Source organism: Sphingomonas sp. CCH15-F11 (genome assembly GCF_001557005.1).
GTDB lineage: Bacteria > Pseudomonadota > Alphaproteobacteria > Sphingomonadales > Sphingomonadaceae > Sphingomonas.
This window is the reverse complement of sequence record NZ_LSKG01000055.1, coordinates 17,436-42,033: the sequence shown is the minus strand read 5'-3', so window position 1 is coordinate 42,033 and position 24,598 is coordinate 17,436. Positions and strand designations below refer to the sequence as shown.

General features: G+C 68.4%; 23 protein-coding genes and 1 tRNA gene. 13 read left to right on the top strand and 11 right to left on the bottom strand.

Going from position 1 to position 24,598, the window contains the following annotated elements; genetic code table 11:
- Positions 1–92 precede the first annotated feature (92 nt).
- Positions 93–2,462 carry a TonB-dependent receptor gene (locus AX709_RS05370; RefSeq protein ID WP_066547615.1) on the top strand — a complete coding sequence of 790 codons (2,370 nt, stop codon included), beginning with the start codon at positions 93–95 and terminating at the stop codon, positions 2,460–2,462.
- 237 nt (positions 2,463–2,699) lie between these two features.
- Here AX709_RS05370 and AX709_RS05365 read toward each other — a convergent pair.
- Positions 2,700–2,774 (bottom strand) — tRNA-Gln (locus tag AX709_RS05365).
- Between the two features lie 80 nt (positions 2,775–2,854).
- Positions 2,855–3,967, bottom strand: a complete 1,113-nt coding sequence (locus AX709_RS05360) for a branched-chain amino acid aminotransferase (RefSeq protein WP_066547672.1) — start codon at positions 3,965–3,967, stop codon at positions 2,855–2,857.
- A gap of 85 nt (positions 3,968–4,052) precedes the next feature.
- On the opposite strand from AX709_RS05360, the gene AX709_RS05355 reads away from it, so the two are divergent.
- Positions 4,053–4,556, top strand: coding sequence for a MarR family winged helix-turn-helix transcriptional regulator (locus tag AX709_RS05355; protein ID WP_066547613.1), 504 nt, complete (start codon positions 4,053–4,055; stop codon positions 4,554–4,556).
- A 126-nt stretch (positions 4,557–4,682) separates the two neighbouring features.
- Here AX709_RS05355 and AX709_RS05350 read toward each other — a convergent pair whose 3' ends face one another.
- The 6 genes from AX709_RS05350 to AX709_RS05325 form a co-directional block, all read right to left on the bottom strand.
- Complete coding sequence (locus tag AX709_RS05350; protein WP_066547670.1) at positions 4,683–5,303, bottom strand: hemerythrin domain-containing protein; 621 nt, start codon at positions 5,301–5,303, stop codon at positions 4,683–4,685.
- An 89-nt stretch (positions 5,304–5,392) separates the two neighbouring features.
- The gene (gene proC / locus AX709_RS05345) at positions 5,393–6,172 is read right to left on the bottom strand and encodes a pyrroline-5-carboxylate reductase (protein ID WP_066547659.1); all 780 of its coding nucleotides are present in this window, start codon (positions 6,170–6,172) and stop codon (positions 5,393–5,395) included.
- 44 nt (positions 6,173–6,216) lie between these two features.
- A complete protein-coding gene (locus AX709_RS05340; protein ID WP_066478001.1) occupies positions 6,217–6,717 on the bottom strand; it encodes a YbjN domain-containing protein in 501 nt (166 codons plus the stop codon).
- Positions 6,718–6,837: 120 nt separating this feature from the next.
- On the bottom strand, positions 6,838–7,098 hold the full coding sequence (locus AX709_RS05335) for an accessory factor UbiK family protein (protein WP_066477777.1): 261 nt from the start codon (positions 7,096–7,098) through the stop codon (positions 6,838–6,840).
- A gap of 19 nt (positions 7,099–7,117) precedes the next feature.
- On the bottom strand, positions 7,118–7,672 hold the full coding sequence (locus AX709_RS05330; protein ID WP_066547611.1) for a TspO/MBR family protein: 555 nt from the start codon (positions 7,670–7,672) through the stop codon (positions 7,118–7,120).
- 96 nt (positions 7,673–7,768) lie between these two features.
- On the bottom strand, positions 7,769–8,539 hold the full coding sequence (locus AX709_RS05325; RefSeq protein ID WP_066547607.1) for a TlyA family RNA methyltransferase: 771 nt from the start codon (positions 8,537–8,539) through the stop codon (positions 7,769–7,771).
- A 127-nt stretch (positions 8,540–8,666) separates the two neighbouring features.
- Between AX709_RS05325 and AX709_RS05320 the strand changes: the two genes are divergently transcribed.
- The 8 genes from AX709_RS05320 (at position 8,667) to AX709_RS05285 (ending at position 17,441) form a co-directional block, all read left to right on the top strand.
- Positions 8,667–9,605, top strand: a complete 939-nt coding sequence (locus AX709_RS05320; protein ID WP_066547655.1) for an ATP-grasp domain-containing protein — start codon at positions 8,667–8,669, stop codon at positions 9,603–9,605.
- Positions 9,605–10,636 carry an LLM class flavin-dependent oxidoreductase gene (locus AX709_RS05315; RefSeq protein ID WP_066547603.1) on the top strand — a complete coding sequence of 344 codons (1,032 nt, stop codon included), beginning with the start codon at positions 9,605–9,607 and terminating at the stop codon, positions 10,634–10,636. Before AX709_RS05320 ends, AX709_RS05315 begins: the two co-directional genes overlap by 1 nt.
- A gap of 3 nt (positions 10,637–10,639) precedes the next feature.
- Entirely contained in the window at positions 10,640–11,833 is a 1,194-nt protein-coding gene (locus AX709_RS05310) for a dicarboxylate/amino acid:cation symporter (protein ID WP_066547600.1), read from the top strand.
- A gap of 186 nt (positions 11,834–12,019) precedes the next feature.
- Entirely contained in the window at positions 12,020–12,331 is a 312-nt protein-coding gene (locus AX709_RS05305; RefSeq protein WP_066547598.1) for a response regulator, read from the top strand.
- Positions 12,332–12,342: 11 nt separating this feature from the next.
- Positions 12,343–16,272: a PAS domain S-box protein gene (locus AX709_RS05300; RefSeq protein WP_066547595.1), complete on the top strand. Its 3,930-nt coding sequence runs from the start codon at positions 12,343–12,345 to the stop codon at positions 16,270–16,272.
- Positions 16,272–16,649, top strand: coding sequence for a response regulator (locus tag AX709_RS05295; RefSeq protein ID WP_197418990.1), 378 nt, complete (start codon positions 16,272–16,274; stop codon positions 16,647–16,649). The genes AX709_RS05300 and AX709_RS05295 overlap by 1 nt, the downstream gene beginning before the upstream one ends.
- A 1-nt stretch (position 16,650) precedes the next feature.
- On the top strand, positions 16,651–17,031 hold the full coding sequence (locus AX709_RS05290; RefSeq protein ID WP_066547587.1) for a response regulator transcription factor: 381 nt from the start codon (positions 16,651–16,653) through the stop codon (positions 17,029–17,031).
- Positions 17,028–17,441, top strand: coding sequence for a response regulator transcription factor (locus AX709_RS05285; protein ID WP_066547584.1), 414 nt, complete (start codon positions 17,028–17,030; stop codon positions 17,439–17,441). The genes AX709_RS05290 and AX709_RS05285 overlap by 4 nt, the downstream gene beginning before the upstream one ends.
- A gap of 44 nt (positions 17,442–17,485) precedes the next feature.
- Here AX709_RS05285 and AX709_RS05280 read toward each other — a convergent pair whose 3' ends face one another.
- From AX709_RS05280 to AX709_RS05270, 3 genes are all read right to left on the bottom strand, one after another.
- Positions 17,486–18,850, bottom strand: coding sequence for a hypothetical protein (locus AX709_RS05280; RefSeq protein WP_156454164.1), 1,365 nt, complete (start codon positions 18,848–18,850; stop codon positions 17,486–17,488).
- Between the two features lie 203 nt (positions 18,851–19,053).
- Positions 19,054–20,097: a diaminopimelate epimerase gene (gene dapF / locus AX709_RS05275; RefSeq protein WP_066547578.1), complete on the bottom strand. Its 1,044-nt coding sequence runs from the start codon at positions 20,095–20,097 to the stop codon at positions 19,054–19,056.
- A gap of 52 nt (positions 20,098–20,149) precedes the next feature.
- On the bottom strand, positions 20,150–20,605 hold the full coding sequence (locus AX709_RS05270) for a DUF6456 domain-containing protein (protein WP_066477741.1): 456 nt from the start codon (positions 20,603–20,605) through the stop codon (positions 20,150–20,152).
- A 92-nt stretch (positions 20,606–20,697) separates the two neighbouring features.
- Between AX709_RS05270 and AX709_RS05265 the strand changes: the two genes are divergently transcribed.
- From AX709_RS05265 to AX709_RS05255, 3 genes are all read left to right on the top strand, one after another.
- On the top strand, positions 20,698–21,261 hold the full coding sequence (locus AX709_RS05265; protein ID WP_066547575.1) for a helix-turn-helix domain-containing protein: 564 nt from the start codon (positions 20,698–20,700) through the stop codon (positions 21,259–21,261).
- A gap of 82 nt (positions 21,262–21,343) precedes the next feature.
- Entirely contained in the window at positions 21,344–23,620 is a 2,277-nt protein-coding gene (ptsP, locus tag AX709_RS05260; RefSeq protein WP_066477733.1) for a phosphoenolpyruvate--protein phosphotransferase, read from the top strand.
- A 110-nt stretch (positions 23,621–23,730) separates the two neighbouring features.
- Positions 23,731–24,579 (top strand): helix-turn-helix domain-containing protein, encoded by an 849-nt coding sequence (locus AX709_RS05255; protein ID WP_231727430.1) that lies wholly within the window; start codon positions 23,731–23,733, stop codon positions 24,577–24,579.
- The last annotated feature ends 19 nt before the right edge of the window (positions 24,580–24,598 follow it).

The window sequence follows — 24,598 nt, the reverse complement described above, 5'->3', positions numbered from 1 at the left end:
AAGCGGAAGCTTTGGCTCGACAATTTCTCCTTCTTTGTAATTCCTATCGAATCGATCGAGTTTCGGGCGACCGACAGGGAGGAGTTCGCGTCATGCACATGCCGTCGCGCCAATTGTTGCTGCTCTTGCCGCTGCTCGCCGCAGCACCCGCCCACGCCCAAACGACGCCGGACGACGAACAGCCAGAGGCCGAGCGCGAAACCATCCTGGTCACCGCCCGCCGCCGCGAAGAGGCGCTGCAGGACGTGCCCGTGCCGATCAGCGTGTTCAGCGAACGCCAGCTGACCTCGACCGGCACCTATAACATCAGCCGCATCGCGCAGATTCAGCCGGTCATCCAGTATTACGCGTCCAACCCGCGCAATTCCGCGATCAATATTCGCGGGCTCGGCGCGCCGCTGGGCCTCACCAATGACGGGATCGAGCAGGGCGTCGGGCTCTATATCGACCAGGTTTACTATGCGCGACCGGCGGCGTCCGCGCTCGACTTCATCGATACCGAACAGGTCGAGGTGCTGCGCGGGCCCCAGGGGACGCTCTATGGCAAGAACACGACCGCCGGCGCGATCAACATCCGCACCCGTGCCCCCAGCTTCTCGCCCGAGGCACGTGTCGAGCTGAGCGGGGGAAATTACGACTTCTTCCAGGGCAAGGCATCGGTGTCGGGGCCGTTCAGCGAGACGCTGGCGGCGCGCCTGGCGATTGTCGGTACCACCCGGCGCGGGACGGTGCGCAACGTGCGTACCGACGAATGGACCAATTCGCTCGACAATCTCGGCCTGCGCGGCACGCTGCTCTATACCGGCGTCGAGGGGCTGGAGCTGACCTTTACGGCCGACTGGAGCCGCCAGCGGCCCGACGGCTACACCCAGGTGCCGGCGCGGGTCTTTCCGACGTTGCGTGCCGCCAATCGCCAGTTTGCCGCGCTGACGGCGGCGCTCGGCTACGCGCTGCCGACCGATGATCCCTTTGCCCGCATCACCGATGTCGACGCCGATCTGCGCGCGCAGCAGGATCTGGGCGGTGCGTCGCTGGTCGCCGAATGGCAGTTGGGCGACAGCACGCTGACATCGGTTACGGCTTGGCGGTTCTGGACGTGGCGTCCGTCGAACGACCGTGATTTCATCGGCCTGCCCATCACGACCCGGTCCGAAAACCCCTCCGACCAGCGCCAGCTGACACAGGAATTCCGCTTCGCCACGTCGGGCGACAATCGTGTCGATTTCGTCGCGGGACTGTTCGGGTTCCGCCAGACGATCGACACCCGCGGCCTCCAGTCCCAGGGCGCGGCGGCCAATCTGTTCAGCAACGGGCCGACGGCCGGGGCCAACCCCGCGGTGCTCGACGGGCTGACCCAGCGCAACGACATCCGTTTTGAGAATAACAGCGTCGCTGCCTATGGCCAGCTCACCTGGAACCTGACCGATCGGCTTCGCCTCCAGCCGGGCCTGCGCCTCAACTATGATACCAAGGATTCGACCTATGACGCGACGGTGACGGGAGGCATCGCCAATCCGACACCGGCGCAGCTGGCCCAGCAACGCGCGGCGCTGCCCGCCCAGTCCTACGCCGGGCGTTATCGCGACTTCAACGTTTCCGGTGACATCAACCTGTCGTGGCGTCCGGTCGACGATGTGCAACTCTACGCGATCTATGCGCGCGGCTTCAAATCGGGCGGGCTCAACCTGAACGGCCTGCCGTTCCGCGCCGACGGGGTGACGGTCGCCACCGAACTGGTCGAGGTCCGGCCCGAGCAGCTCGACCATTTCGAGATCGGTGCCAAGACGCAGTTCTGGGACCGGCGCGTGACCCTGAACCTCACCGCGTTCCGGACCGATATCGACGACTATCAGACGACCGTCACCAACGGCGCCATCGGGGTAGTGCGCGGTTATCTCGCCAATGCCGATGTCCGCATCCAGGGGTTCGAGGGCGAGCTGAGCCTGCGCCCCAGCGACCGGATCGCCACCTATTTCAACGTCGCCTTCAACGATGGCGAGTTCCGCGATTTTCCCGATGCCCCGCCGCCGCCCGAGTGCACCGGGATCACCGCGGCGACCCCCAATGTCCCGGCCAATTGCCAGGGCACGCTGGGCGGGTTCAAGGACATCTCCGGCGAACGCTTTCCCGGCATTTCCAGATGGGCGCTCGCGTGGGGCGGCGAAGTCAATTTTCCGCTGGGCAGGGGCGAGGTCTATGCCGGTGCCGATGCGAGCTATCGCTCGGCCTTCTCGTCGAACGCCACGCCATCCCCGTTTTTCGTGGTCGATGGCTATGGCATCGCCAATTTCCGCGTCGGCTATCGTCAAGCCAGCGGGCTGAATGCCTGGGTCTGGGCGCGAAACGCCTTCGACACCGAATATTTCGAGTTTCTGTCGAACCAGCCCGGCAACAACGGCCTGGTTGTCGGCCAGCTGGGCGATCCGGCGACGTTCGGCGTGACCTTGGCCAACCGCTTCTAGCCGGCTCGGCGACGGCTGGATGCGTCACACGGTGATGTCGGCGTCGGCGTAGCTTGCGCAGCGAGGCTAGCTGTTCAAGTGCGCCGGATTGTCGGTCGTCATGCCTGCGCGTGGTAGGATCGTGCGCAGATGGTTCCAGACGCGCCAGTTGCGCTTCAAGCGTGGGCGTCGCGGTGAAATCGGGCACCGCCGCGATCGGCGGCAAGCGCATGCCTTCGCGGCGCGTTCGGTAAGATCTGGCTGGGGCGGCAGGATTCGAACCTGCGAATGCCGGTACCAAAAACCGGTGCCTTACCGCTTGGCGACGCCCCAGCAGGAACCGCCGGTGCGTCCGGCGGGCCGTCCCTCTATCGCGGGGCGGGGGCTTCGTCAAAGCCCGGATCGTGCGTGCCTCAGATCACGCGCTCGACCCAGCCGTGCGGATCGGGGGCGATGCCGCGCTGGATCGCGACCAGGCGCTCGCGCAGCGTTCCCGTCACCGTGCCCGGGCCGGCATTGCCGATCGTGAAGTCGACCTTCTCGCCGCGCACCCGCCCGATCGGCGTGACGACCGCCGCGGTGCCGCAGGCGAAAGCCTCGCGCAAATGCCCGCTGCGTGCATCCGCCTCCCACTGGTCGATCGCGTATGGCGCTTCCTCGACCCGCATGCCCGCGTCGCGCGCGAGCATCATCAGCGAGCTGCGCGTGATGCCGGGCAGGATCGTGCCGCCCAGCGGCGGCGTGCGCAGCGTGCCGTCGTCGAAGACGAAGAAAAGGTTCATGCCGCCCAATTCCTCGACATAGCGGCGCTCGACCGCATCGAGGAAGACGACCTGGTCGCAGCCCTGCCGCGTCGCCTCCGCTTGCGCGATCAGGCTAGCGGCATAGTTGCCGCCGCATTTGGCCGCCCCGGTGCCGCCGGGGGCCGCACGCGTATATTGCTGCGACGTCCAGATCGTGATCGACGGCGAATCGCCCCGGAAATAGGGCCCGACCGGCGACGCAATGACGATGAACAGATATTCCGACGCCGGCTTGACGCCCAGAAACACCTCGCTCGCGAACATGAATGGGCGCAGATAGAGCGAGCCGCCCTCGATCGCGGGGATCCATTCATGGTCGATGCGCACCATCTCGCGCACCGCATCCAGAAAGATCGCCTCGGGCATCGGCGGCATCGCCAGCCGCTCGGCAGACTCGCGGAACCGGCGGGCATTGGCGTCGGGCCGGAACAGCGCCGCCCCACCGTCGGGCAGGCGATAGGCCTTCAGCCCCTCGAAAATCTCCTGCGCATAATGCAGCACCGATGACGCCGGGTCCATCGGGATCGGCCCGCGCGCCTGGACGCGCGCGTCGTGCCAGCCCTGGCCTTCGCTATAGCGCACGACGACCATGTGATCGCTGAACGCGCGGCCGAACACGGGCGCGGCGAGCAGTGCGGCGCGTTCATCGGCGGATCGCGGCGCGGGGTGGGGATCATGCTGGAAAACCAGCGATGGCGCGGCGTGCGTGGCAGTGGCGAGCATGGCGTTCCCTGTCGTCGCCCGCACGGGACCGATCACCGTCGGGCTGGGTTGCGCCCGGTGTAGCGCGGTGTAGAACCCGGTCAACATGGCTGGCCAAAATACCCCGGAAAGCTATCGCGCCGCGTCCCCCCTGTTCCTGCGCGAGGCCGAGGTCCGGCGCGGCGTCGAATTGCTCTATTTCGGCTACAGCCATCTCTATCGGGCGATCGATGCCGGGCTGGCCGATCGCGGCCTTGGCCGCGCGCACCATCGCGCGCTCTATTTCATCGCGCGCAAGCCCGACCTGACCGTCAGCGAGTTGCTGGCGCTGCTGGCGATCACCAAGCAGTCGCTGGGCCGCGTGCTCAACGACCTGTCCGAACGCGCGCTCGTCGAAAGCCGGCCCGGCGTGAGCGATCGTCGCCAGCGGCTGATGCGGCTGACCGCGGCGGGGGCGGCGCTGGAGGCGGAATTGTTCGATCAGCTGCGTGAGCGGCTGTCGGCGGCCTATTCGCGGGCGGGGCAGGGGGCGGTCGGCGGCTTCTGGGCCGTGCTCGACAGCTTGATACCGGCGGAGGAGCGCGCCCGGATCGAGGCGCTCCAGGGCTGACGATCACCTCAGCGGGGCCGCGGTTCCGCTCCCATCGTCGAACGCGCCGGCGGTGTCAGCGCGAAGTCGGAAGACCGCGCGGCCCGTCCGGGCGGCGGTCTCCCGACCCTGCAAGGACGCCGGAGCTCAAGCGACCTTGAAGCCTTCCTTGTTCATCGCCGCCTTGAGCGCCTTGTTCTTTTCCTCGGACAGCTGCGCGCGCAGCGCCGGGAACAGCTCGGTTTCCTCTTCGGTCATGTGCCGTTCGATATCGGCGCGGAAACGGCGGACGATCGCCAGCCACTCGGTCGCGTTCTTCGGCGTCTGGTCGAGCTGATAGAGATAGTGTTTGACGTCGCCATGCTCCTTGTTGAGCGCATCGGCCTCGTCACGGCGACCCGCGTCGCGCAGCGCGGGATAGATGACGTTCTCTTCCTCGATCGCATGCTTGGTCAGCGCGTGCTTCAGCTGCGTCAGCAACATCGTCCGCCGGCCCGTCGCATCCTCCGCTGTCGCCTCGATCGCGTCGAAGATTTTCAGGACCGCCTTGTGCTCGGCGGCCAGCGCCTCTGCCCAGTCGCCGGCAAGGGCGGTGGGGGCCTGTACCGCCGCCTTGCGGCCGAGCATCGCCAGCACGCCCAGCGCCGCGCCGGCCCCGACCGCACCCGCGAGCACGCCGAAGTTGCGATTGCTCGACGCGGGGCTCACCGCATCGTCGTTGTTGCTGACAAAGCGTCCCTGGGGATCGCGTTCGATCGTCGTCGCCATCATCGCCTCCATGATCTCAAACCTGACCGACTAACCCCGCATCGTCGTGCGAAGTTCCATCGCACCGTTCTGCCGGGCGAGGGGCAGGTTCAGGCGCGCGCGGCGGCAGCGAGCTCGGCGTTGCGGCGCTCGGCCGCCGCCAGCGTCTCGACGAGCAGGCGGCGCAGCGCATCGTCGCGGTCGAGAATGTTCAGCCCCTCGCGCGTCGACCCGCCCGGGCTCGCCACCCGGTCGGCGAGCGTCGCGGGGGTGTCGGGCGATGCCTGGGCGAGCACGGCCGAACCCGCCACGGTCGCACGCGCCAGCCGCAATGCCTGGTCGGCGTCCAGCCCCAGGGCCGCGCCGGCCTGCGCCAGTGCGTCGATGAAGCGATAGGTGAAGCCGGGGCCGCTGCCCGACAGCGCGGTCACCGCGTCGAACAGTGTTTCGTCCGCGATCCACTCGGCCAGCCCCAGCGGCGTCATCAACGCGGTCGCGGTCGCGCGGATGGCATCGGTGGCAGTCGCGCTGTACAGCCCGACCACGCCCTGTCCGATCGCGACGGGCAGGTTGGGCATCGCGCGCACGACATGCGCGGCGTGGCTGACTCCGGCCAGCGTCGCCGCATCGACGCCCGCGAGGATGGAGATCAACAGGTGCGGTGCCAGCCGGTCGAGCCCGCCATCGCGCGCGGCCGTCAACTGCTGTGGCTTGACCGCGAGCAGGACGGCGTCCGCAGCAGGGGCGTCGGTGATCGCCGCGGCAAGCCGCACGCCTTCGGGCAGTTGCGGGCTGCCGGGATCGACCACCCACACCCTGGCCGGATCGATCGTGCCGGCCGCGATCCAGCGCGCCAGCATCGCACCGCCCATATTGCCGCACCCGATCATCAGCAGCCGGTTCGGCCCGGCGGCGGGCAGCGGTTGATAGGGCCTCACGCCTCGCCCTGGGTCTCGATCATCGACGCGGCGATGGCTTCCTTGGGCGACTTGCCGCCCCACAGCACGAACTGGAACACGGGATAGAAGCGTTCGCATTCGTCGATCGCGCTTTCCACCAGCAATTCGGCCTGGGCCAGCGTCATCACGCCGCCGTCGCCCGCATCGATCATCGCGGCGTGCCGGAACAGCAGGATGCCGCTCGACGACCACAGCTCGAAATGGCCGATCCACAGCTGTTCGTTGACCAGCCCGATCGCCTCGTACAGCGCCGCGCGGCGCTCGTCGGACACGCGGATGTCGGGAAAGGCCAGGAACTGCAGGACGCCGTCCTCCTCGCGCCAGATCGCGCGCAGCTCGAACTCGGTCCAGCTGCCCTTGACCTTGGCGACGATCTCCTCGTCCTCGCGCTCATAGCTCCAGCCATGCGCGCCGAAATAGTTTTCGAGCATGTCGATCGGCGCGGCGTCGCGTTCATACTCCGCTTCGTCAAGCATCCGTTTCATCTCCCGCGCCGCGTCCCGGCGCGCGCATGGTTGCCAACCGGCAAAGCGTGGAACAAGCAGCGGCAGCCGCGCCGGTGCAAAAATCTGTGGACAACCTGTGGGTGCCGGGGGTCAGGGCTTGGCCTTGCCCGCCGGCTTCGCTTCCAGCGCGTCGAGACGGGCCTTCAACGCGTCGACCTCGTCACGCGCGGCGGCGGCCATCGCCTTGACCGCCTCGAACTCGTCACGGCTGACGAAGTCGAGCCCGCCGATCCATTCGCGGGCGCGTTCGCGTGCGGCGCTTTCGCCTTCGCGCGCCATGCCGGCGACCGTGCCGGCGGCACCGTTCACGAACTTGACGAAGTCGTCGAACAGGCGGTTCTCGGATTGCATGCGGGGTTCCTTTTCGCTCTCAGAGCTCGATTTGGGTGGCGGGGGCGGCGGGGACAAGGGCGCCGCCGTCCGGATTGAGCTGCCAGATCTGGAACTGGATCACCGCAGCATAGCTGACCCAGACCATATAGGGGAGGAGCAGCCAAGCCGCGGCGCTGCGGATGCGGCCGAACGCCAGCGCGGTCGCGATCACCAGCAACAGGATGACGATGAGCAGGACGAGCGCGCCGAAAATCTGGTGAAAGCCGAAAAACACCGTCGTCCAGGCCATGTTGGCGATCATCTGGACGACGAACAGCGCAATCGCCGCACCCCGGCCACGTGCGCCGCGCGCATGCAGGATCATCGCCAGCGCCAGCCCGCTGCAGACGTAGATGGTCGTCCATGCGATCGGAAAGGCATAGTCGGGGGGCGTGCCCGCGGGTTTCGCCAGCGCCGCGTACCAGGTGCTCTCCGATCCGGCCGGCACCAGCCGTCCCGCGATCAGGCCGAGCAGGAGCACCAGCGGTACGGTGACCATCGCCCAGCGCAGGAACGACATCCGCAACTGACCCTTGGACGCTATTTCACTCATTCGCCGCCCTTCACCCGTTCCTTTGTTCAGATGTACCGCAACGCAACAGGGACGCGCCGGGTTGTGGCGATGTTGGGCGTGAACGCAAGAGGGTTGTCAGTCGTTCGCGTCCCGATTGGGGTCCGCGATTGCTGCGGGCAGGCTTGCGGCGATCAGAAATTCGACATTGCCCTCCGGCCCGGTGATCGGGCTCGTCGTCAGCCCCGCGACCGTCCAGCCCGCCGCCGTCAGCCACGCGTCGACCGCGTCGCACACGCGCGCATGGACGGCGGGGTCGCGCACCACGCCGCCCTTGCCGACCTCATCGCGCCCCGCCTCGAACTGCGGCTTGATCAGCGCGATCAGCCGCCCGCCGGGCCGCACGAATCCGATCGGCACCGCCAGCACCTTTTCGAGCGCGATGAAGCTCGCGTCGCACACCACCAGGTCGACCGGCTCGGGGATGTGGGCGGGGGTGAGGATGCGGGCGCTCGTCTGTTCGTGCACGACGACGCGCGGGTCCTGGCGCAGTTTCCACGCCAGCTGGTTGGTGCCCGAATCGACCGCATAGACGCGCGCCGCGCCGCGGCTCAGCAGCACGTCGGTGAAGCCGCCCGTCGACGACCCGACATCGATCGCGACCGCACCCGCCACGTCCCAGCCGAAATGGTCGAGCGCATGGGCGAGCTTGATGCCGCCGCGCGAGACCCAGGGATGGTCGCGCCCCCGGACGCTCAGCGCCGCGTCCCCGGCCAGCTGCTGGCCCGGCTTGTCGACCTTGCGGTCGCCTGCGAAGACGAGGCCCGCCATCACCAGCGCCTGCGCGCGCGTGCGGCTTTCCGCCAGTCCGCGCTCCACCAGCAGTTGATCGACGCGCAGCTTCGCCATCCCCTGCCCATGCCGTCGCCGCGCCCTGGCCGCAACCGCCGATCGTTCCGGCCCAAGCTTTGCTTGGCGGGTGACAAGCGCGTCGCGCTTTCCAACCCGGGCCGGGCGCGGCATGACGCATGCCATCATGACCGCTGACCTCGCCATCCTCTACGAACATCCCCAATGGTTCGTCCCGCTGTTCGCCGCGCTCGACCGGCGCGGCATCGCCTATCGCGCGCTGAAGCCGGGTACCGCGTTCGACCCCGCCGATCCTGCGCCGCCGGCGCCGCTGGTGCTCAGCCGGCTGGCGATGTCGGCGTTCCTGCGGGAGGCCGAGCATCCGATCTTCTGGGCGCAGTCGCTGTTCGCCCAGTGGGAGCTCGCCGGCGCGCGCGTGTTGAACGGTACGGCCGCGCTCGCGGTCGACACGTCGAAGGCGCGTCAGCTCGCGCTGATCGGATCGCTCGGGCTGGCGATTCCTGCGACGCGCGTCGTCCACCGCGCCGCCGACGTGCCGGCCGCCGCCGAAGCGATCGGGTTTCCGCTGGTGGTCAAGGCGAATATCGGCGGGGCAGGGGCGGGCATCGCCCGTTTCGACAGCCTGGACGAAGTGCGCGCCGCAGTCGCCGATGCAACGCTGCCGACCAGCATCGACGGCGTGCTGCTCGTCCAGGATTACGTGCCCGCGCGCGGCGGCACGATCACGCGGATCGAGACGCTCGACCGCGCCTATCTCTATGCGATCGAGGTCGCGGGCGGCGGCGCGTTCGACCTGTGCCCGGCCGATGCGTGCCAGGTGCCGGGCAGCGCGATCACCATGGTCGCGGTCGAGCCCGACCGCGCTTTGCGCGATGCCGCCGAGGCGATCGCGCGCGCCGCATCGCTCGATCTGGGCGGGGTCGAGGTGATGATCGACGATCGCGACGGATGCCCGCGCTTCTACGATGTCAACGCATTGTCGAATTTCGTCGCGAAGCCGCAAGACGTGCTGGGCTGGGACCCGCACGACCGGCTGGTCGACCGCATCGCGCGGTGGCTGGACGAAACGCGCATGCGCGCGTCGGGGATCGAGGAGGTGCGCTGATGCGCTATGGATTTTGGATGCCGGTGTTCGGCGGGTGGCTGCGCAATATCGCCGACGAGGGGATGGAGGCGAGCTGGGACTATACCCGCCGGCTGACGCAGGACGCGGAACGCTGGGGCTATGACCTGACGCTGATCGCCGAGCTGAACATGAACGATATCAAGGGGCCGGCTGCGCCGACGCTCGATGCCTGGTCGACCGCGGCGGCGCTGGCGGCGGTGACCGAGCGGCTCGAGCTGATGGTCGCGGTGCGCCCCAATTTCCACCAGCCGGCATTGTTCGCAAAGGCAGCGGCGAACATCGACCAGATCGCCGGGGGCCGGCTGGCGCTCAATGTCGTGTCGTCCTGGTGGGCGGATGAGGCCAAACGCTACGGCCTGCAATTCGACCAGCACGACGATCGCTATGCGCGCACCAGCGAATGGCTGAAGGTGGTCGAGGGGCTGTGGCGCGAGGAGGAGTTCAGCTTCGCCGGCCAATTCTACACCACCGAAAACGCGGTGTGCGCGCCCAAGCCGGTGCGCAAGCCCGTCACCTATGCCGGCGGCGAAAGCCCCGCGGCCAAGGCGCTGATCGCCGCGCAATGCGACGCCTATGTCATGCATGGTGATCCCGTCGAGGCGGTCGCGCCCAAGATCGCCGACATGGCCGCCCGGCGCGAGGCGCTGGGCAAGCCGCCGATGCAATATGGCATGGCTGCCTATGCCATCGTCCGCGACAGCGAGGCGGAGGCGAAGCGCGAGCTGGAGCGGATCACCACGGTCAGCGACCTGCCCGCGGGCTATGACAATTTCGACCAGTGGCTGTCGGGCACCCAGCTCGAGCGCGAAATGAAGATTCAGGAATATTCGGTGTCGAATCGCGGCCTGCGCCCCAATCTGGTCGGCACGCCCGAGCAGCTGAAGGAGCGCATCGCCGAATATGAGGCAGCCGGGCTCGACCTGCTGCTCCTCCAGATGAGCCCGCAGGCGGAGGAGATGGAGCGTTTCGCGGCCCAGGTAATGGGCACGCATGCCGCCGCCTATGCCTGACGCATGACCGGCCCGACCCTGCGCATCCTGGCCGGCGTTCTCGCCGGGCTCGTGCTCGGCATCCTGGCCGGGCCGGCGAGCCGGTTCATCCCCGCCGCCCAGCTCGTCGGGGGTATCTGGCTGGATGCGCTGCGCATGACTGTCGTCCCGCTGGTCTTCGGCCTGATCGTGACCGGCATCGGCCAGACGCTGCGCCAGGGCGGCGCCGCGATCACCCGGCGCGCGCTGCTCAGCTTCGTCGCGCTGCTGGCGGTATCGGCGGCGGTCGGGCTGGTGATGGGCGAACTGCTGTTCAGCGGCTGGCGGCTCGCCGCCCCGCTCGGCCCGCCCGCTCAGGCGATGCCCGCCTTGCCCGCCACCGCCGACACGCTGCGCGCGATGATTCCCGCCAACCCGATCGGCGCGGCGGCGCAGGGCGCCATTGTGCCCGTGGTGATCTTTGCACTGTTCTTCGCCTTTGCACTCGGACGGATCGATGCGGCGCGCGCCCGGGCGATCGGCGATGTGCTGGCGGGCGTGGTCGACGCGATGCTGGTGATCGTGCGCTGGGTGCTGCTCCTGGCACCGCTCGGCGTATTCGCGCTCGCCTTCGTCGTCGCCGCGCGCACCGGGTTCGGCGTGGGTGCCGCGCTCGGCTGGTATGTGCTGGTTCAGATCGTCACGACGCTCGCGCTGATGCTGATCGTCTATGCCGCCGTGGCGCTGGCGCGGCGCGGGTCGCTGGCCGGCTTTGCGCGCGCCGTCGCCCCGGCCCAGGCGGTTGCCTTCACCACACAATCCTCGCTTGCCGCGTTGCCAGCGATGCTGGCGGGCGCGCGCACGCTCGGGCTGGCGCCGGCGCAGTCGGGCATGGTGCTGCCGATGGCGGTTGCGCTGTTCCGCATCGCCGCGCCCGCATCGATCGTCGTCGTCGCGCTCGCGCTCGCGCATCTGAACGGCGTGACGCTGGGCTGGGCGCAGCTGGCGGTGATCGGCGCGCTGGCGGTGGTCAATACGCTGACGATCGCGGGCCTGCCCAATCAGATCACCTTCTTCGCCGCCTATGCCCCGCCGGCCATCGCCGCAGGCGTGCCGATCGAGCTGCTGCCGCTGATGCTCGCGGTCGATGCCATTCCCGACATGGCCTATACGGTGAGCAACGTGACCGCCGATCTCGGCCTGACCAGCCTGCTCAGCGACCGCGAGTCCACCGACTGAGCGACGCCGAACGCGTGAAGATCGAAGGGGTTACGTGCATCGGTGCGCGACGCGGCTGACCGCCCTCGACAGCCGGCCCGCCAAGCGTCGCGGAACCCGCATGGATCGGTGCTTTTGCCGGCTGGTTTGACCAAAAATTAACGATGTTCGCTCATCTTTTGCCTTCGCGCGCAGAGAGATTGAAGGATGGCGTACATCATCGTGGCCGACGACGATCCCTTGTTGGAGGATCTGGTCAGCTTCAAACTCGAAGCCGCCGGTCACCATGTGCTGACGGTTGCTGACGGCCAGGCTGCAATCGATGCCCTCGCGGACGAACCGCTCGACATGCTCGTCCTGGCCGCGATGATGCCGGTCCTTTCCGGGCGTCAGGTCCTTCAGCGGATCAGGGCGGAAGCGGACGGGCTTGCCGTCTGGCCGCGCGACGATCATGTCCCCGAGCGTGCGGCGGGTGGAGGCGATGTGACCTTCAATCCCGCCGGGCCGGGCCATCGTTGAAAGAACGCATCATGATGCAAGCCGACACGCACAACCCGGGGGCGGGGCGGCATTTGTCGCGCGTCGCCTATGTCACGGGCGTCACCCTGCTCTTCGGCGTGCTGGCCTATCTCGGTGTCGCGCTGACCCGCGATTCCAGCCGCATCGCCGCCGTCTGGCTGCCCAACGCGGTGCTGGTCGCGCTGTTGCTTCGTCGCGATCGGCCCGATCTGCTGCTGAATACAACGGCATTCGCCGCCAATGTGCTTGCGAACCTGCTCGCCGGCGACATGCTGTCGCGGGCGATCGGGCTGAGCGCGGTCAACACGATCGAGATCATGTCGGTCACCATCCTGATGCGCCACGCCGGCCGTGCGCGTCCGGACATGAGCAAATTCTCGGACCTCATGGCCTTCACGCTCTTCGGCGGCCTGGTCGCGCCGGCCTTTGCCGGCTTCGTCGCCGCGATGGTGCTGGGGCAGGGCGTGCTGGCCTATGAATTCTGGATCACCTGGGCGCTGACCGACGCGCTGGGGCTGCTGCTGCTCGCGCCGTCGATCTGGGTCGCGATCGACGCCTGGAACGACCGTGCGCCGGTTTCGCGCGAACGGCTGGTCGAATGGTTCCTGGTCATGTCGGGCGGCTTCCTTGTCGTCGTCGGGGTCTTCGCCCAGTCGCGTTTTCCGCTGCTCTACGTCGCCACGCCGGTCGTATTGTTGGCCGCCTTCCGCCTGGGCGGGCTGGGGGCCGCGGCCGCGACGCTGATGGTGGCGGTGATCGCCAGCATTGCGACATGGTCGGGATCCGGCCCCATCACGCTCGTCAAGGGGGACATGGCCGCGCGGCTGCACACGCTTCAGGGCTTCCTGGTCGTCAACTTCGGCATGAGCCTGCCCGTCGCCGTTGCGCTGGCGGGCCGCGCCGCGATCGCCCGCGCGCTTACCCAGAGCGAGGAACTCAACCGCTCCATGCTCGACAATATGCGCGAAGTCATCTTCAAGACCGACGCGCAGGGCCGGTGGATTTTCCTCAACCCGGCGTGGGAGGCGCTGACCGGCTACACCGTCGCCGAAAGCCTGGGCTGGCGGACCACCCGACTGCTGCACCCCGACGATCGGGCGATGACCGCCACGGTCTATCCCGACTTCGCAACGGGCAAGCTGTCCGAAGCGACGTTCCGCCAACGCTTCTTTCGCCGATCCGGCGAGCTCGCGCATATCGAGGTCAGCATCCGCCGGCTTGCCGATGCGCAGGGCAACTTCATCGGCACGACGGGCAATATCCGCAACGTGACCGAGGCCGTCCTGCAGGAACGCGCGCTCGCCGACAGCGAGGCGCGTTTCCGGATGCTGGCCGAATCCGCGCCGGTCGGCATCTTCCGCGCAAACAGCGCCGGGGCGCTGACCTATATCAACCCGTCCTGGGCGGCGAAGCTCGGCAAGTCGGTCGAAGAGATGCTGGGTAACGGGTGGATGGAGGCGGTTGCCGACCTGCGGCCGCTGCGCGAAGACCCGCCTTTCCGCAATTTCAAGCCGGGGATGATGCGTCGCCGGATGATCGAATTCAGGGCCGCCGACGGGACCAGCCTCTGGATGGAAACGTACAACGCCGCGCAGTTCGATGAAGACGAGCGGGTCATCGGCTATTTCGGGGCCGCGGTCGACGTGACCGAACAAAAGCGCGCGATCGAGCAGCTTCGTGCGAGCGAGCTGCGCTTCCAGACGCTGGCCAACCTCGCGCCTGCGGGGATTTTCCGGACCGATGCAGCCGGCAGCTGCACCTATGTCAACCAGGCCTGGCTGGGACTGACCGGACTGGGCGACGGCGACTGGCAGGGCGACGGCTGGGCCACCGCGCTCCACCCAGACGATCGCGATCGAGTCAGTGCGGCCTGGCGCGAGGCGGTCAGCGAACGCACCGTGTTCCGGGAGGAATTCCGCTGGCGCAAGCCCGACGGATCGATCGTCTGGGTCGACACGGTCGGCCGGCCGGAGGTCGACGAGAAGGGCGACGTCATCGGGTTCATCGGCGTCAACCTTGACGTGACGAGCCAGAAGGCCGCGCTCGCCGCGCTGGCCGAACGCGACCAGCAACTTACCCTCATCACCGACAACGTCACCGACGCCGTCGTGCGCCTGTCGCTCGACGGGACTTGCCTTTACGCGTCGCCGTCGTCGGCGACCCTGTTCGAGGTTCCCGCTGATGCGCTGGTCGGCGCCAATCTGCTCGCCGATTTCCATCCCGATGAGGACGCGCAGGTCCGCAACGCCTTCGCCGCGCTCGTCGCGGGCGACATGAAGCAGGTGCTCATCGCATTTCGTTCGGCCGCGCCGACCGACCGCACGCGCTATCGCTGGATGGAGGCAAACTGCGCCGCGGTGCAGGACCCCGAAACCGGCCGGCCCGTCGAGATCATTGCATCGATCCGCGATGTGTCGAAGACGAAGGCGATCGAGGCGCAGCTCGTCGCCGCCCGCCGGCAGGCGGAGGACGCCGCCAACGCCAAATCGTCGTTCCTCGCGAATATGAGCCACGAGATCCGCACGCCGATGAACGGCGTGATCGGGTTCACCGAACTGCTCGCCGCAACCCCGCTCGATGACGAGCAGCGCCGCCACGTCAACCTGATCGCCGAATCCGGACGTGCGATGATGCGGCTGTTGAACGACATCCTCGATATCTCGAAGATCGAGGCGGGCCAGATGCAGCTCGCCGACGAGCCGATCGGTATCCGGCACAAGCTGCGCGCGGCGCTTCAGCTGATGGAGCCGATCGCCAGGGCCAAGGGCGTGGCGCTGCGCTGTACCGTTGACGACGCGGTCCCGCGTTTCGTGATCGGGGACCCGCTTCGCGTTCGCCAGGTCGTGCTCAACCTGGTCGGCAACGCGGTCAAGTTCACCGAACACGGGCACGTCCATGTCGACGTGACGGTGGCCCGGGCGCCGTCGGGCGATGAATTGCGGATCGACGTCGCGGATACCGGCATCGGCATTCCGCCCGATCGGGTCGGGACGATTTTCGAAAAGTTCAGCCAGGCCGATGGTTCGATCGTCCGCAAGTTCGGGGGAACGGGCCTCGGTCTGTCGATCAGCACGCAGCTCGTCGCGATGATGGGCGGGCGCATCACCGTGCAGAGCGAGCTGGGCAAGGGCGCCATATTCTCGGTTTTCCTGCCGCTGCGCGTCGCGCAGGCACCGGCGGCGGCCGACTGGACGGTCGGCGCGGAGCCGCCGACCGCGTCACCACTCTCGCCCCCCCGCCGGCCGCGCATTCTGGTCGCGGAGGATTACGACATCAACCAGGCGCTGATTCAGGGAATCGCCCGGCAGCTCGCATTCGATGTCGCGATTGCGGGCGACGGTGCCAGGGCGGTGGCGATGATCCGCGAGGCGGCGGATGCGGGCCGGCCCTACGACCTCGTGCTGATGGACATCCAGATGCCGGTCATGGACGGGCTTGAAGCCACGCGTCGCTTGCGCGCGGAAGGGTTCGACGCCGGGCGCCTGCCGATCGTGGCGCTGACGGCCAACGCCTATGCCGAGGACGTGGCCGCCTGTCTCGCCGCAGGCATGCAGGCGCACCTCAGCAAGCCGGTTCGCACCCCTGACCTGAAGCAGGTAATTGATCAATATCTGGACGTGAGGTCTTTTTCCGACGTTGCGGCCTCGCTCCCGCTGGTGGAGGCGCAACATGTCAGTCTGGAGCAGCGTTACGTGCAACGACGCGACGAGACGCTGGACATGATCGCATCGCTCGGCCAATCGGGCGCGGGCGGCGACGACGATTATCTTCGGGTGATTGATTTGTTGCACAAGCTTGCGGGCACCGCCGGCATGTTCGGCGAGCCCGCGCTGGGCGACGCGGCGGCGGCGCTGGAGAACGCGCTTCGCGACGCGGGCGACCCGGCGAGCCGCCACCTGATCATCCGCACCGGCCTGGACGACTTGCGCCATGCGGGATGATGCCCGACCGACTGGCCATATTCGTGGTCGACGACGACCCGGTGTTCGCGGAATCGCTGTGCGCGATGCTGCATGGCATGGGGCACGGAGCGACGATGTTTGAAAACGCCAATGCGGCGCGGGATGGATTGTCCGCCAGCCAGCCCGACATCGTGCTGCTCGATTGCGGGCTGGAAGGGCTTTCCGAACTGACCCTGCGCAACCGGTTGCAGTCGCGCCATCCGCCGATCCCGGTCATCATCGTCTCCGCGCCGCGCTGGGACGCCCATCACCGGATCATGCGGGCTTATGGGGCCGCGGACGTCCTGGAAAAGCCGGTCACCGCGACCGAGCTGGCGGGCGCGATCACGCGCGCGCTGACGGCGGAAAGCAGCTGACATGGCGCGATTGATCCTCGCGGAGGACGACGAGATCCTCGGCAGGATGGTGTCCGACGCGCTCGGCGCCGCCGGCCATGCCGTCGGCTGGCTGGTCGACGGCCAAAGCGCGTGGGACGCCATGCTGTGGCGCCCGCCGCACCTGGCGATCCTCGACTGCAACCTGCCGAGGATGACCGGCATCACGATCCTGCGGCAGATGCGCGTGTCGCAGACGCTGGTGGAGGTGCCGGTGATCATGCTGACCGGGCGGCGCGGCGCGGCCGACCAGTCGATCGCCCGGTACGAAGGTGCCAATGACTATGTCACCAAACCCTTCGACATGCCGCTCCTGCTCGCTAGGGTGAACAGCCTGCTTGAAAGGAGCCGACGTTGGCATTGAGCGCACCCGTCAAACTGGCGGCAAAGCGGATCGTCGTGATCGACGATGATCCGATCACCTGCGACATCGTGGCGGCAACGCTGGGTGCCGCCGGGTATCGCGTCGATGTCGTGCACGATGGCGACGACGCGCTGGAATCGATCTATGGCGCGACGACCGACCTTGTCATTCTCGACTGCAATCTTCCGGGAAAGGCGGGGATGGTCGTGCTTCGCGACATTCGCAACGACCACATGCTGAAATCGCTTCCGGTGATCATGTTGACCAGCCGGACCAGCGACTGGCACGCCCGGCTCGCCTTTGAAACCGGCGCGTCGGCCTATATCAAGAAACCGTTCGATCCGGCAGAGCTTGTGATCCTGGTGGCCAGGGCGCTCACTGGCGCGTCGCTGCCGCAACGGGCGCTCTGAACGCCAACGGCACGGGTCGACAGCGCATTCCCGGTGCCTCGGGGCTAGGGTTGCAGCGATTGCGCGCCGACCGGCCCCAGCATGGCGACGGCGTCGACCGCGTCGGTTGAGCTGCCCTGTGTCAGCCGCGCGATCTGGGCCAGCAACGGCGGTGCGACGCCGAGCTGGCGCGCAGTCTCGAACAGGATCGGCTCGCCCCATGGCTGTCCGCCGCGCACCGCCGCGAACAGAGCGCGATTGAGGTCGTGCAGGCCATCCTTGCCGCCGCGCCGCAACGCCTGATCGAGCGCGAGCCAGATGATCAGCCCGCATTGATAATGCAGGTCGAACTTACCTTCGCCCTTCGCCTTGGGCAGCGCCGTGACCGCAACACCGTCGGCACAGGCCTTTTCCGCCGCCTGTTCGCGGCTCAGCACATAGGCGCGCGCTGCCGGTCCCCGCGCGGCCATGGCCAGCGCGGCCAGCGCATCCGCGCCGCCTTCGTGCATCCATCCAACCTGATCGTCGCCGACCAGCTTGCCGAACTTGTCCTGCTGGAACAGGTGCGCGGCCTCATGGGCGAAGAACCAGTCCAGCCACAGTGTGTCGCCCGCCGCCACCCGTTCCCTGGCATTCTCGCCATCGAAGTGCATGAAGATCTGCCGCGGCAGGGTGCCGCCCTGGGTTGAAATCCGGCCGTTCTTCTCCGGCGTGTCGTCGATCGACACATAGAGTTCCGGCTTGAAGGACAGCGGACCATAAATCGCGGCAAAGCCCTGAATCGCGTCGGGAAGCGAGCGGTCGAGATGCTGACGCGTGGCAGGCGGCAGGCCGGGATCGATGATCGCGACGAATCCATCGGCGTCCACCGGCTGCAGCGTGCCGATGAAGATGTTCGTGCCCTCGTCGCGGCTGACGAAGCGTTCGCGCGCCGGCGTGCGACGCCCCTCGACGCCGATCGTCGCGCCGGGCGCCTTGACGCGGACGGGCAGGGGCGCCGGCTGTTCGCACGGGGCGGCGAGACACGCGTGGAACTGCCCCGAATGCACGAGCGCGCCGCCCTGGCTGAACGGCGAAAAGGGCGCATAGCTTTTCGGCAGCGCGCGATAATCGATGGCAATGGCGAACGCGACCGTGCGGAACGGCCGCCCGTCGATGCGCTCGACCCGCTCGCCATTGCCTTCGTCCACCCATCGGAAACCGGGATCCGCGGCGCGCCACGCATCGGCCCGATAACCGCCCAGCGCCTGGGGAAAGTGCAGCGCCGTCGTCGGCGCGCGCAGGCGATAGCGCGCCATGACCTCCCGCTCCGCCGTGCGGGTCAGGTCGAGCGTCAGCGGCTCGACCGGGTCCGGCCTGCCGGCGTGGGTGGCACAGCCCGCGATCGCCAATGCCCCGCCCAGCATCACGGCAAAGGGGCGACAGGACAATGGCCTGGCGTTTCCCCGCATGATCGCACGAGGCGGCAGCCCCGCTGCGACACCTACGATTCCCTTCAGAAGTCGAAAAGGCGAGGCTGGCCAATTCTGGACTGTGCGCAGACGCGCAGATGCCCCGATGCCCCGCACAGGCCGAAACCGGATGCCCATATCAGGTTGAGGCGGACCACGACGTTGCGGCGGTTCGACCCAGATCATTCCGATGTCCATGATCGGCTCTGTCCTGTTCGTGCCTGATCGACCGTGCTCAGGGCCGCGACCGCGTCCGTCCAGGCGCGGACTTCGTCGTCGCGGCGGTTGACGATGTGGAAGGCGCCGAGCGCACCGGTGTCGAGATCGACCTCGACCTCGGCGTCGAATTCGAAGGTCGCATTGCCGCGGATCGCGACCATGTTCGCGGGCACCGACGCCGAAGCCCCGGCCGCCGGGTTCGCGCTCGGGCCATGCGGCGCACTGGCCATCGCGCCCACCATGCCGCCGCGGTTGAAGACGGTCAGCCAGCGGTCGAAGGCGACCCGGCCGTTGAGCGCGGCGGCGAACGTCGACGCCGCCATCGCGCTGCCGCAGCTGTTGGTCAGACCGACACCGCGTTCATAGGTGCGGACATAGAGGTCGCGGCCGCGCAGCTCGACGAAGCTGACATTGGCGCGGCCGGGAATGAGCGGCGGCGCGGACTCGCACCAGTCGCCGAGCGCGACCAGCTCCTCCTCGTCGACGGTGTCGACAAAGCTGATCAGGTGCGGGTTGGGCATGGCGACGGCGGTGAAGCGGCGCAGGCTCGGCAGGCCGGGGATGGTCGCGAATACGACATGGTCGACGCCATGGGTCAGCCCGACGTCGCGGCTGCGCGTCGATACGGGGCCGACCCGCGTTTCGACCGTGACGACGCCGGGGGCGATCGGGTCGACGCGGCGGACATCGGCGGTACTGGTCTTGAGCTGCATCGTCATTTCGGCCTGCCCGCCGACCTCGAACGCCAGCCGCGCGGTGCAGCGCAGGCCGTTGAGGCAGGTTTCGGCTTCGCTGCCGTCGGGGTTGAACATCCGCATGCCCGGCCGTTCGCCCGTCGCGGCATCGCCGGTGAGCAGCAGCAGCCCGTCGCTGCCGACCGGTCCGCCGCGATCGGACAGCGCGCGCGCGACCACCGCCCATTGCGGATCGGTGAGCGCCAGATCGCGCGCGTCGATCAGCGGGAAGTCGTTGCCCGAGCCATGGCATTTGATGAAGCGCAGCCGCATGCGCCCCCGGATAGCCGATCGCGCGGGCCGGCGAAACCGCCGCGCGATGCGGTCAGGGCAGGCGATAGTGATCGGCGAGCCGGTCGAGCGCGAGGCCGAGCACCAGCTTGCCCGCGCGCGCCGGCCAGCCGAGCGCGCGTTCGGCGTGGCTCATCCCTTCGCCCGCGCAGACGACGCGCCACAAAATGTCGCTGAGGCCGCGCCCGGTTGCCGCGATCGCCGCATCGAAACGCTGCCTGGCCGCGATCTGCGCCGCGCCCGGATCGAGCCCCCGGTCGGGGCCGCGTCGCCCGCGCGACGCGGCGGCCGCATCCCACCGCATGGTGATGCTGGGGGCGAGATGCGCGCGCTCATAATCGGCGCGCAGCCGCTCGCCCGCCTCGAACTGGCGGGCATCGACATGGCCGCGCGCACGCAGCCAGGTGAGCGGCGATTCGGCTAAGTTGACACAAACTTGACGCCCTGACGGCCGCTGCGCGTCAAGGGGCCGGTCGATCAGTTCGCGCATCCTCGCCTCCTCGAAACCCGATGCGGCTCTATTGCCATTATCGCTCGATTGTAGGACAGAGAGAAACCGATCTGGTTAAATGGAGGGGCGAGATGATCAGTTCGATCCGCGAGGTGCGCCGCGCCAAGGGGCTGACGCTCGACGAAGTCGCGCAGCGTTGCGTGCCGCCGACGACGGCGCAGACGATCGGCCGGCTGGAGACCGGCACCCGCACCGTGTCGGTCGCGTGGCTCAACCGGATCGCCCGCGCGCTCGACGTCGAGGCGGCGGACCTGGTCCGGTTGCCCGATCGCGCCGACGTGCCGGTCGCGGCGTGGCTGGAAGCGGGCGGGGCGGTCGCGCCCCGGCGTGCCGAAGTGGCGGTGCCGCCGCGCCCCGAACCCGAGATGGTCGCGTTGCGCGTCGCGGTGGGAATGGGCGACTATCGCGCGGGCGACGAGCTGTGGTGCCGCCGCCTGGCACCCGAAGGCTTCGACGCCGCGCTCAACCGCGACGTGCTCGTGCCGCGCGCGGCGGGCCGGTTCCTGTTCGGGCGGCTGATCGCGCGGGATGGCGGCAGGCTGCACCTCATCCCGCTCGGCACGGGTCAGCGCCAGCAGGTGATCGCCGACCCCCCGTGGCTGGCGGTCGCCGCCCGGTTGATCCGCGCGCTCTGAGCGCCGCGCGCCGAACCCCTTCGCTGCGCGCGGCGTGGCGGCACCCTTGGCGCGTTGCCCCGCAATCTGTTAGCCCTGTCCCATGCCCTTTTCCGCTGCCGCATCCGCCCGCGAGATCCTGACCCGCCTTCATGATGTGATGGCCGCGCGCACGCCCGCGCAGAGCAAGCTGAACGCGGTCGTCAACATCATCGGCGAGGCGCTGGATAGCGAGGTCTGCTCGATCTACCTGCTGCGCGACGGCGTGCTCGAGCTGTTCGCGACGCGCGGCCTGTCCGAGGCGGCGGTGCACGTCACCAAGATGACGCTGGGCGAAGGGCTGGTCGGCACGATTGCCAAGAATGTGGAAACGCTGAACCTTGATGAGGCGACGGCGCATCCCGATTTCGCCTATCGTCCGGAAACGGGCGAGGAGCGGTTTCACAGCTTCGCCGGCGTGCCGATCATCCGCCGTGAGCGTGCGGTCGGGGTGCTGGCGGTGCAGCATGTCGACCCGCGCCGGTACGACGATGTCGAGATCGAGGCGTTGCAGACGGTGGCGATGGTATTGTCCGAACTGATCGCCAATGCCGGCCTGATCGACGGGGCGGCGAGCGATGCGGCGCGCCCGCAGTCGACCGCGACGATGCGCGTGCCCGGTTTCAAGCTGGTCGAGGGGATGGCGGCGGGCGTCGCGGTGTTCCATCAACCGCGCATCACCATCGAACACACCGTCGCCGAGGATGTCGAGGCGGAGCGCCACCGCGTCTATGCCGCATTCGACAAGATGCGCGAGCAGATCGACCGCATGACGAGCCAGGCCGAGTTCGGCGGCGCGGGCGAGCATGAGGAGGTCATCGAGACCTACAAGATGTTCGCCTATGACGAGGGCTGGTCGCGGCGGATCAACGAGGCGATCGACAGCGGCCTGACCGCAGAGGCCGCGATCGAGCGCGTCCAGCAGCGCACCCGGATGCGGATGCGCCAGATCGACGACCCGCTGCTGCGCGACCGGATGCACGACCTGGAGGACCTGTCCAACCGGTTGCTGCGGATCGTGTCGGGCCAGCTGGGCACCGCCGCGCAGATGGGGCTGCGCCAGGATTCGATCCTGATCGCCCGCAACCTGGGCCCGGCCGAGCTGCTCGAATATGACCGCCGGCGGCTGAAAGGCGTGGTGCTGGAGGAAGGATCGCTGACCGCGCACGTCACCATTGTCGCCCGCGCGATGGGGGTGCCGGTGCTGGGCCGCGTGCGCGACGTGCGGCGGCTGATCGCGGAGGGCGACCGCATCCTGCTCGACGTGACCGGCGAAACGCTGGTCGTGCGCCCGTCGGCGGCGATGGACGAGGCGTTCGCGGCCAAGCTGGCGGCGAGCCAGAAGCGTCGTGCCGCCTTTGCCGCGCTGAAGAACGAGCCGCCGGTGACGCGCGACGCGCATCGCGTCACGCTGATGGTCAATGCCGGCTTGCGTGACGATGTGGCCGCACTCGACCTGACCGGCGCGGATGGCATCGGCCTGTTCCGCACCGAATTCCAGTTCCTGGTCTCCGCGACCCTGCCGCAGCGCGAGCGTCAGCAGCGCCTGTATCGCGACGTGCTCGACGCGGCGGGCGACCGGCCGGTGATTTTCCGCACCGTCGATGTCGGCGGCGACAAGGCGCTGCCGTACCTCAACCATGACGAGGGCAATGAGGAGGAAAACCCCGCGATGGGCTGGCGCGCGCTGCGTCTGGCGCTCGACCGCGGCGGGCTGATGAAGGCGCAGGCGCGCGCGCTGATCGAAGCCGCGTCGGGCCGCCAGCTCAACGTCATGTTCCCGATGGTGTCCGAACCCTGGGAATATGAAGAGGCGCGCGCGCTGTTCGAGGCGCAGCGCGAATGGCTGGGCGCGCGCGGGCGCAAATTGCCGACCGAAATCCGCTATGGCGCGATGCTGGAGGTGCCGGCACTGGCCGACGTGCTCGACATGCTGCTGCCGCGGCTCGATTTTCTGTCGATCGGCACCAACGACCTGACCCAGTTCCTGTTCGCGGCCGACCGCGCGCATCCCAAGCTGGCGTTGCGCTATGACTGGCTGAGCCCGGCGATCCTGCGCTTCCTGCGCCGCGTGGCGGGCGAGGCACGCGCGGCGGGCAAGCCGGTGGCGGTGTGCGGCGAAATGGGCGGCCGGCCGCTGGAGGCGATGGCGCTGATCGGCATCGGCATCGACCGGCTGTCGATCACCCCGGCCGCGGTCGGGCCGGTCAAGGCGATGATCCGATCGCTCGACCGCGCCGCGCTGACCGCGGAGATGGACCGGCTGCTCGCGCACCCGCCGCGCAGCCTGCGCGAGCCGCTGCTTGCCTGGGCGACCGCAAATGCCGTGGAAATCGCCTGATTTCAGACGATCCGCCCCGATGCGGCGTTGACAGCGCGGGTCGGGTCGGGGAAACCCCATAGGCACGAAAGCGGGGAGGTCGCGCCCACGCTTTCGCTGGAGAGACCGGGATGGGCGAAGCCGAAGTCATGGGCGACCCGCAACTTTTTCCGAAAACCGTCGGCGAACGGCTGCGCGACGCCCGCGTCGCCCAGGGTCTCGATCTGGCCGAGATCGCGGCGCGCACCCGGATCCCGCAACGCCACCTCGATGCGATCGAGACATCGAGCTATTCGAGCCTGCCGTCGATCACCTATGTCATGGGGTTTTGCCGCGCCTATGCCCGCGCGGTCGGCGTCGACGATGTCGAGCTGTCGCGCGAACTGCGCCGCGAGCTGGCCGGCAGCTATCACCGCGATCCGCCGCGCGTCGCCGAGGAATTTCGCGAGCCGCGCCGGGTGCCGTCGGCGGCACTGGCGATCGGCGCGCTGGTGGTGGCGATCGTCGCCATCGTGGCGGTCGGGCTGATCTATGCCCCCGGCATGTTCGCACCGGGCGAGGCGCCGGTCGCCGAACAGGCGCGCGTCGAACGCGACCTGGGCATCGCGCCGCAACCGGCACCTGTGGCGTCGGCGGGGGGCGTGAGCGCGCGTCCCGATCCCGCCGCCGCGGCCGCCGCCGCGCCGACCTCTGCCGGGCAGGTGACGCTGACCGCCAAGGAAGAGGTGTGGGTCCGTGTCTATGATGCCAGCAACGAGACGCTGGTGATGAAGACGCTGGCACCCGGCGAACGCTATGACGTGCCGATGAACGCGGACCGGCCGATGATCAATGTCGGCCGGCCCGATCAGCTGACCGTCACGATCAACGGATCGCAGGTGGCGCCGCTCGGCGACGGCAGCCGCGCGATCAAGGATGTCGGCATCAGCGCGGAGGCGCTGCGCGGGCGGGGCGGGGCACCGACGGCGACGGTGTCCTGATCCTTCGGCCCTTATACTT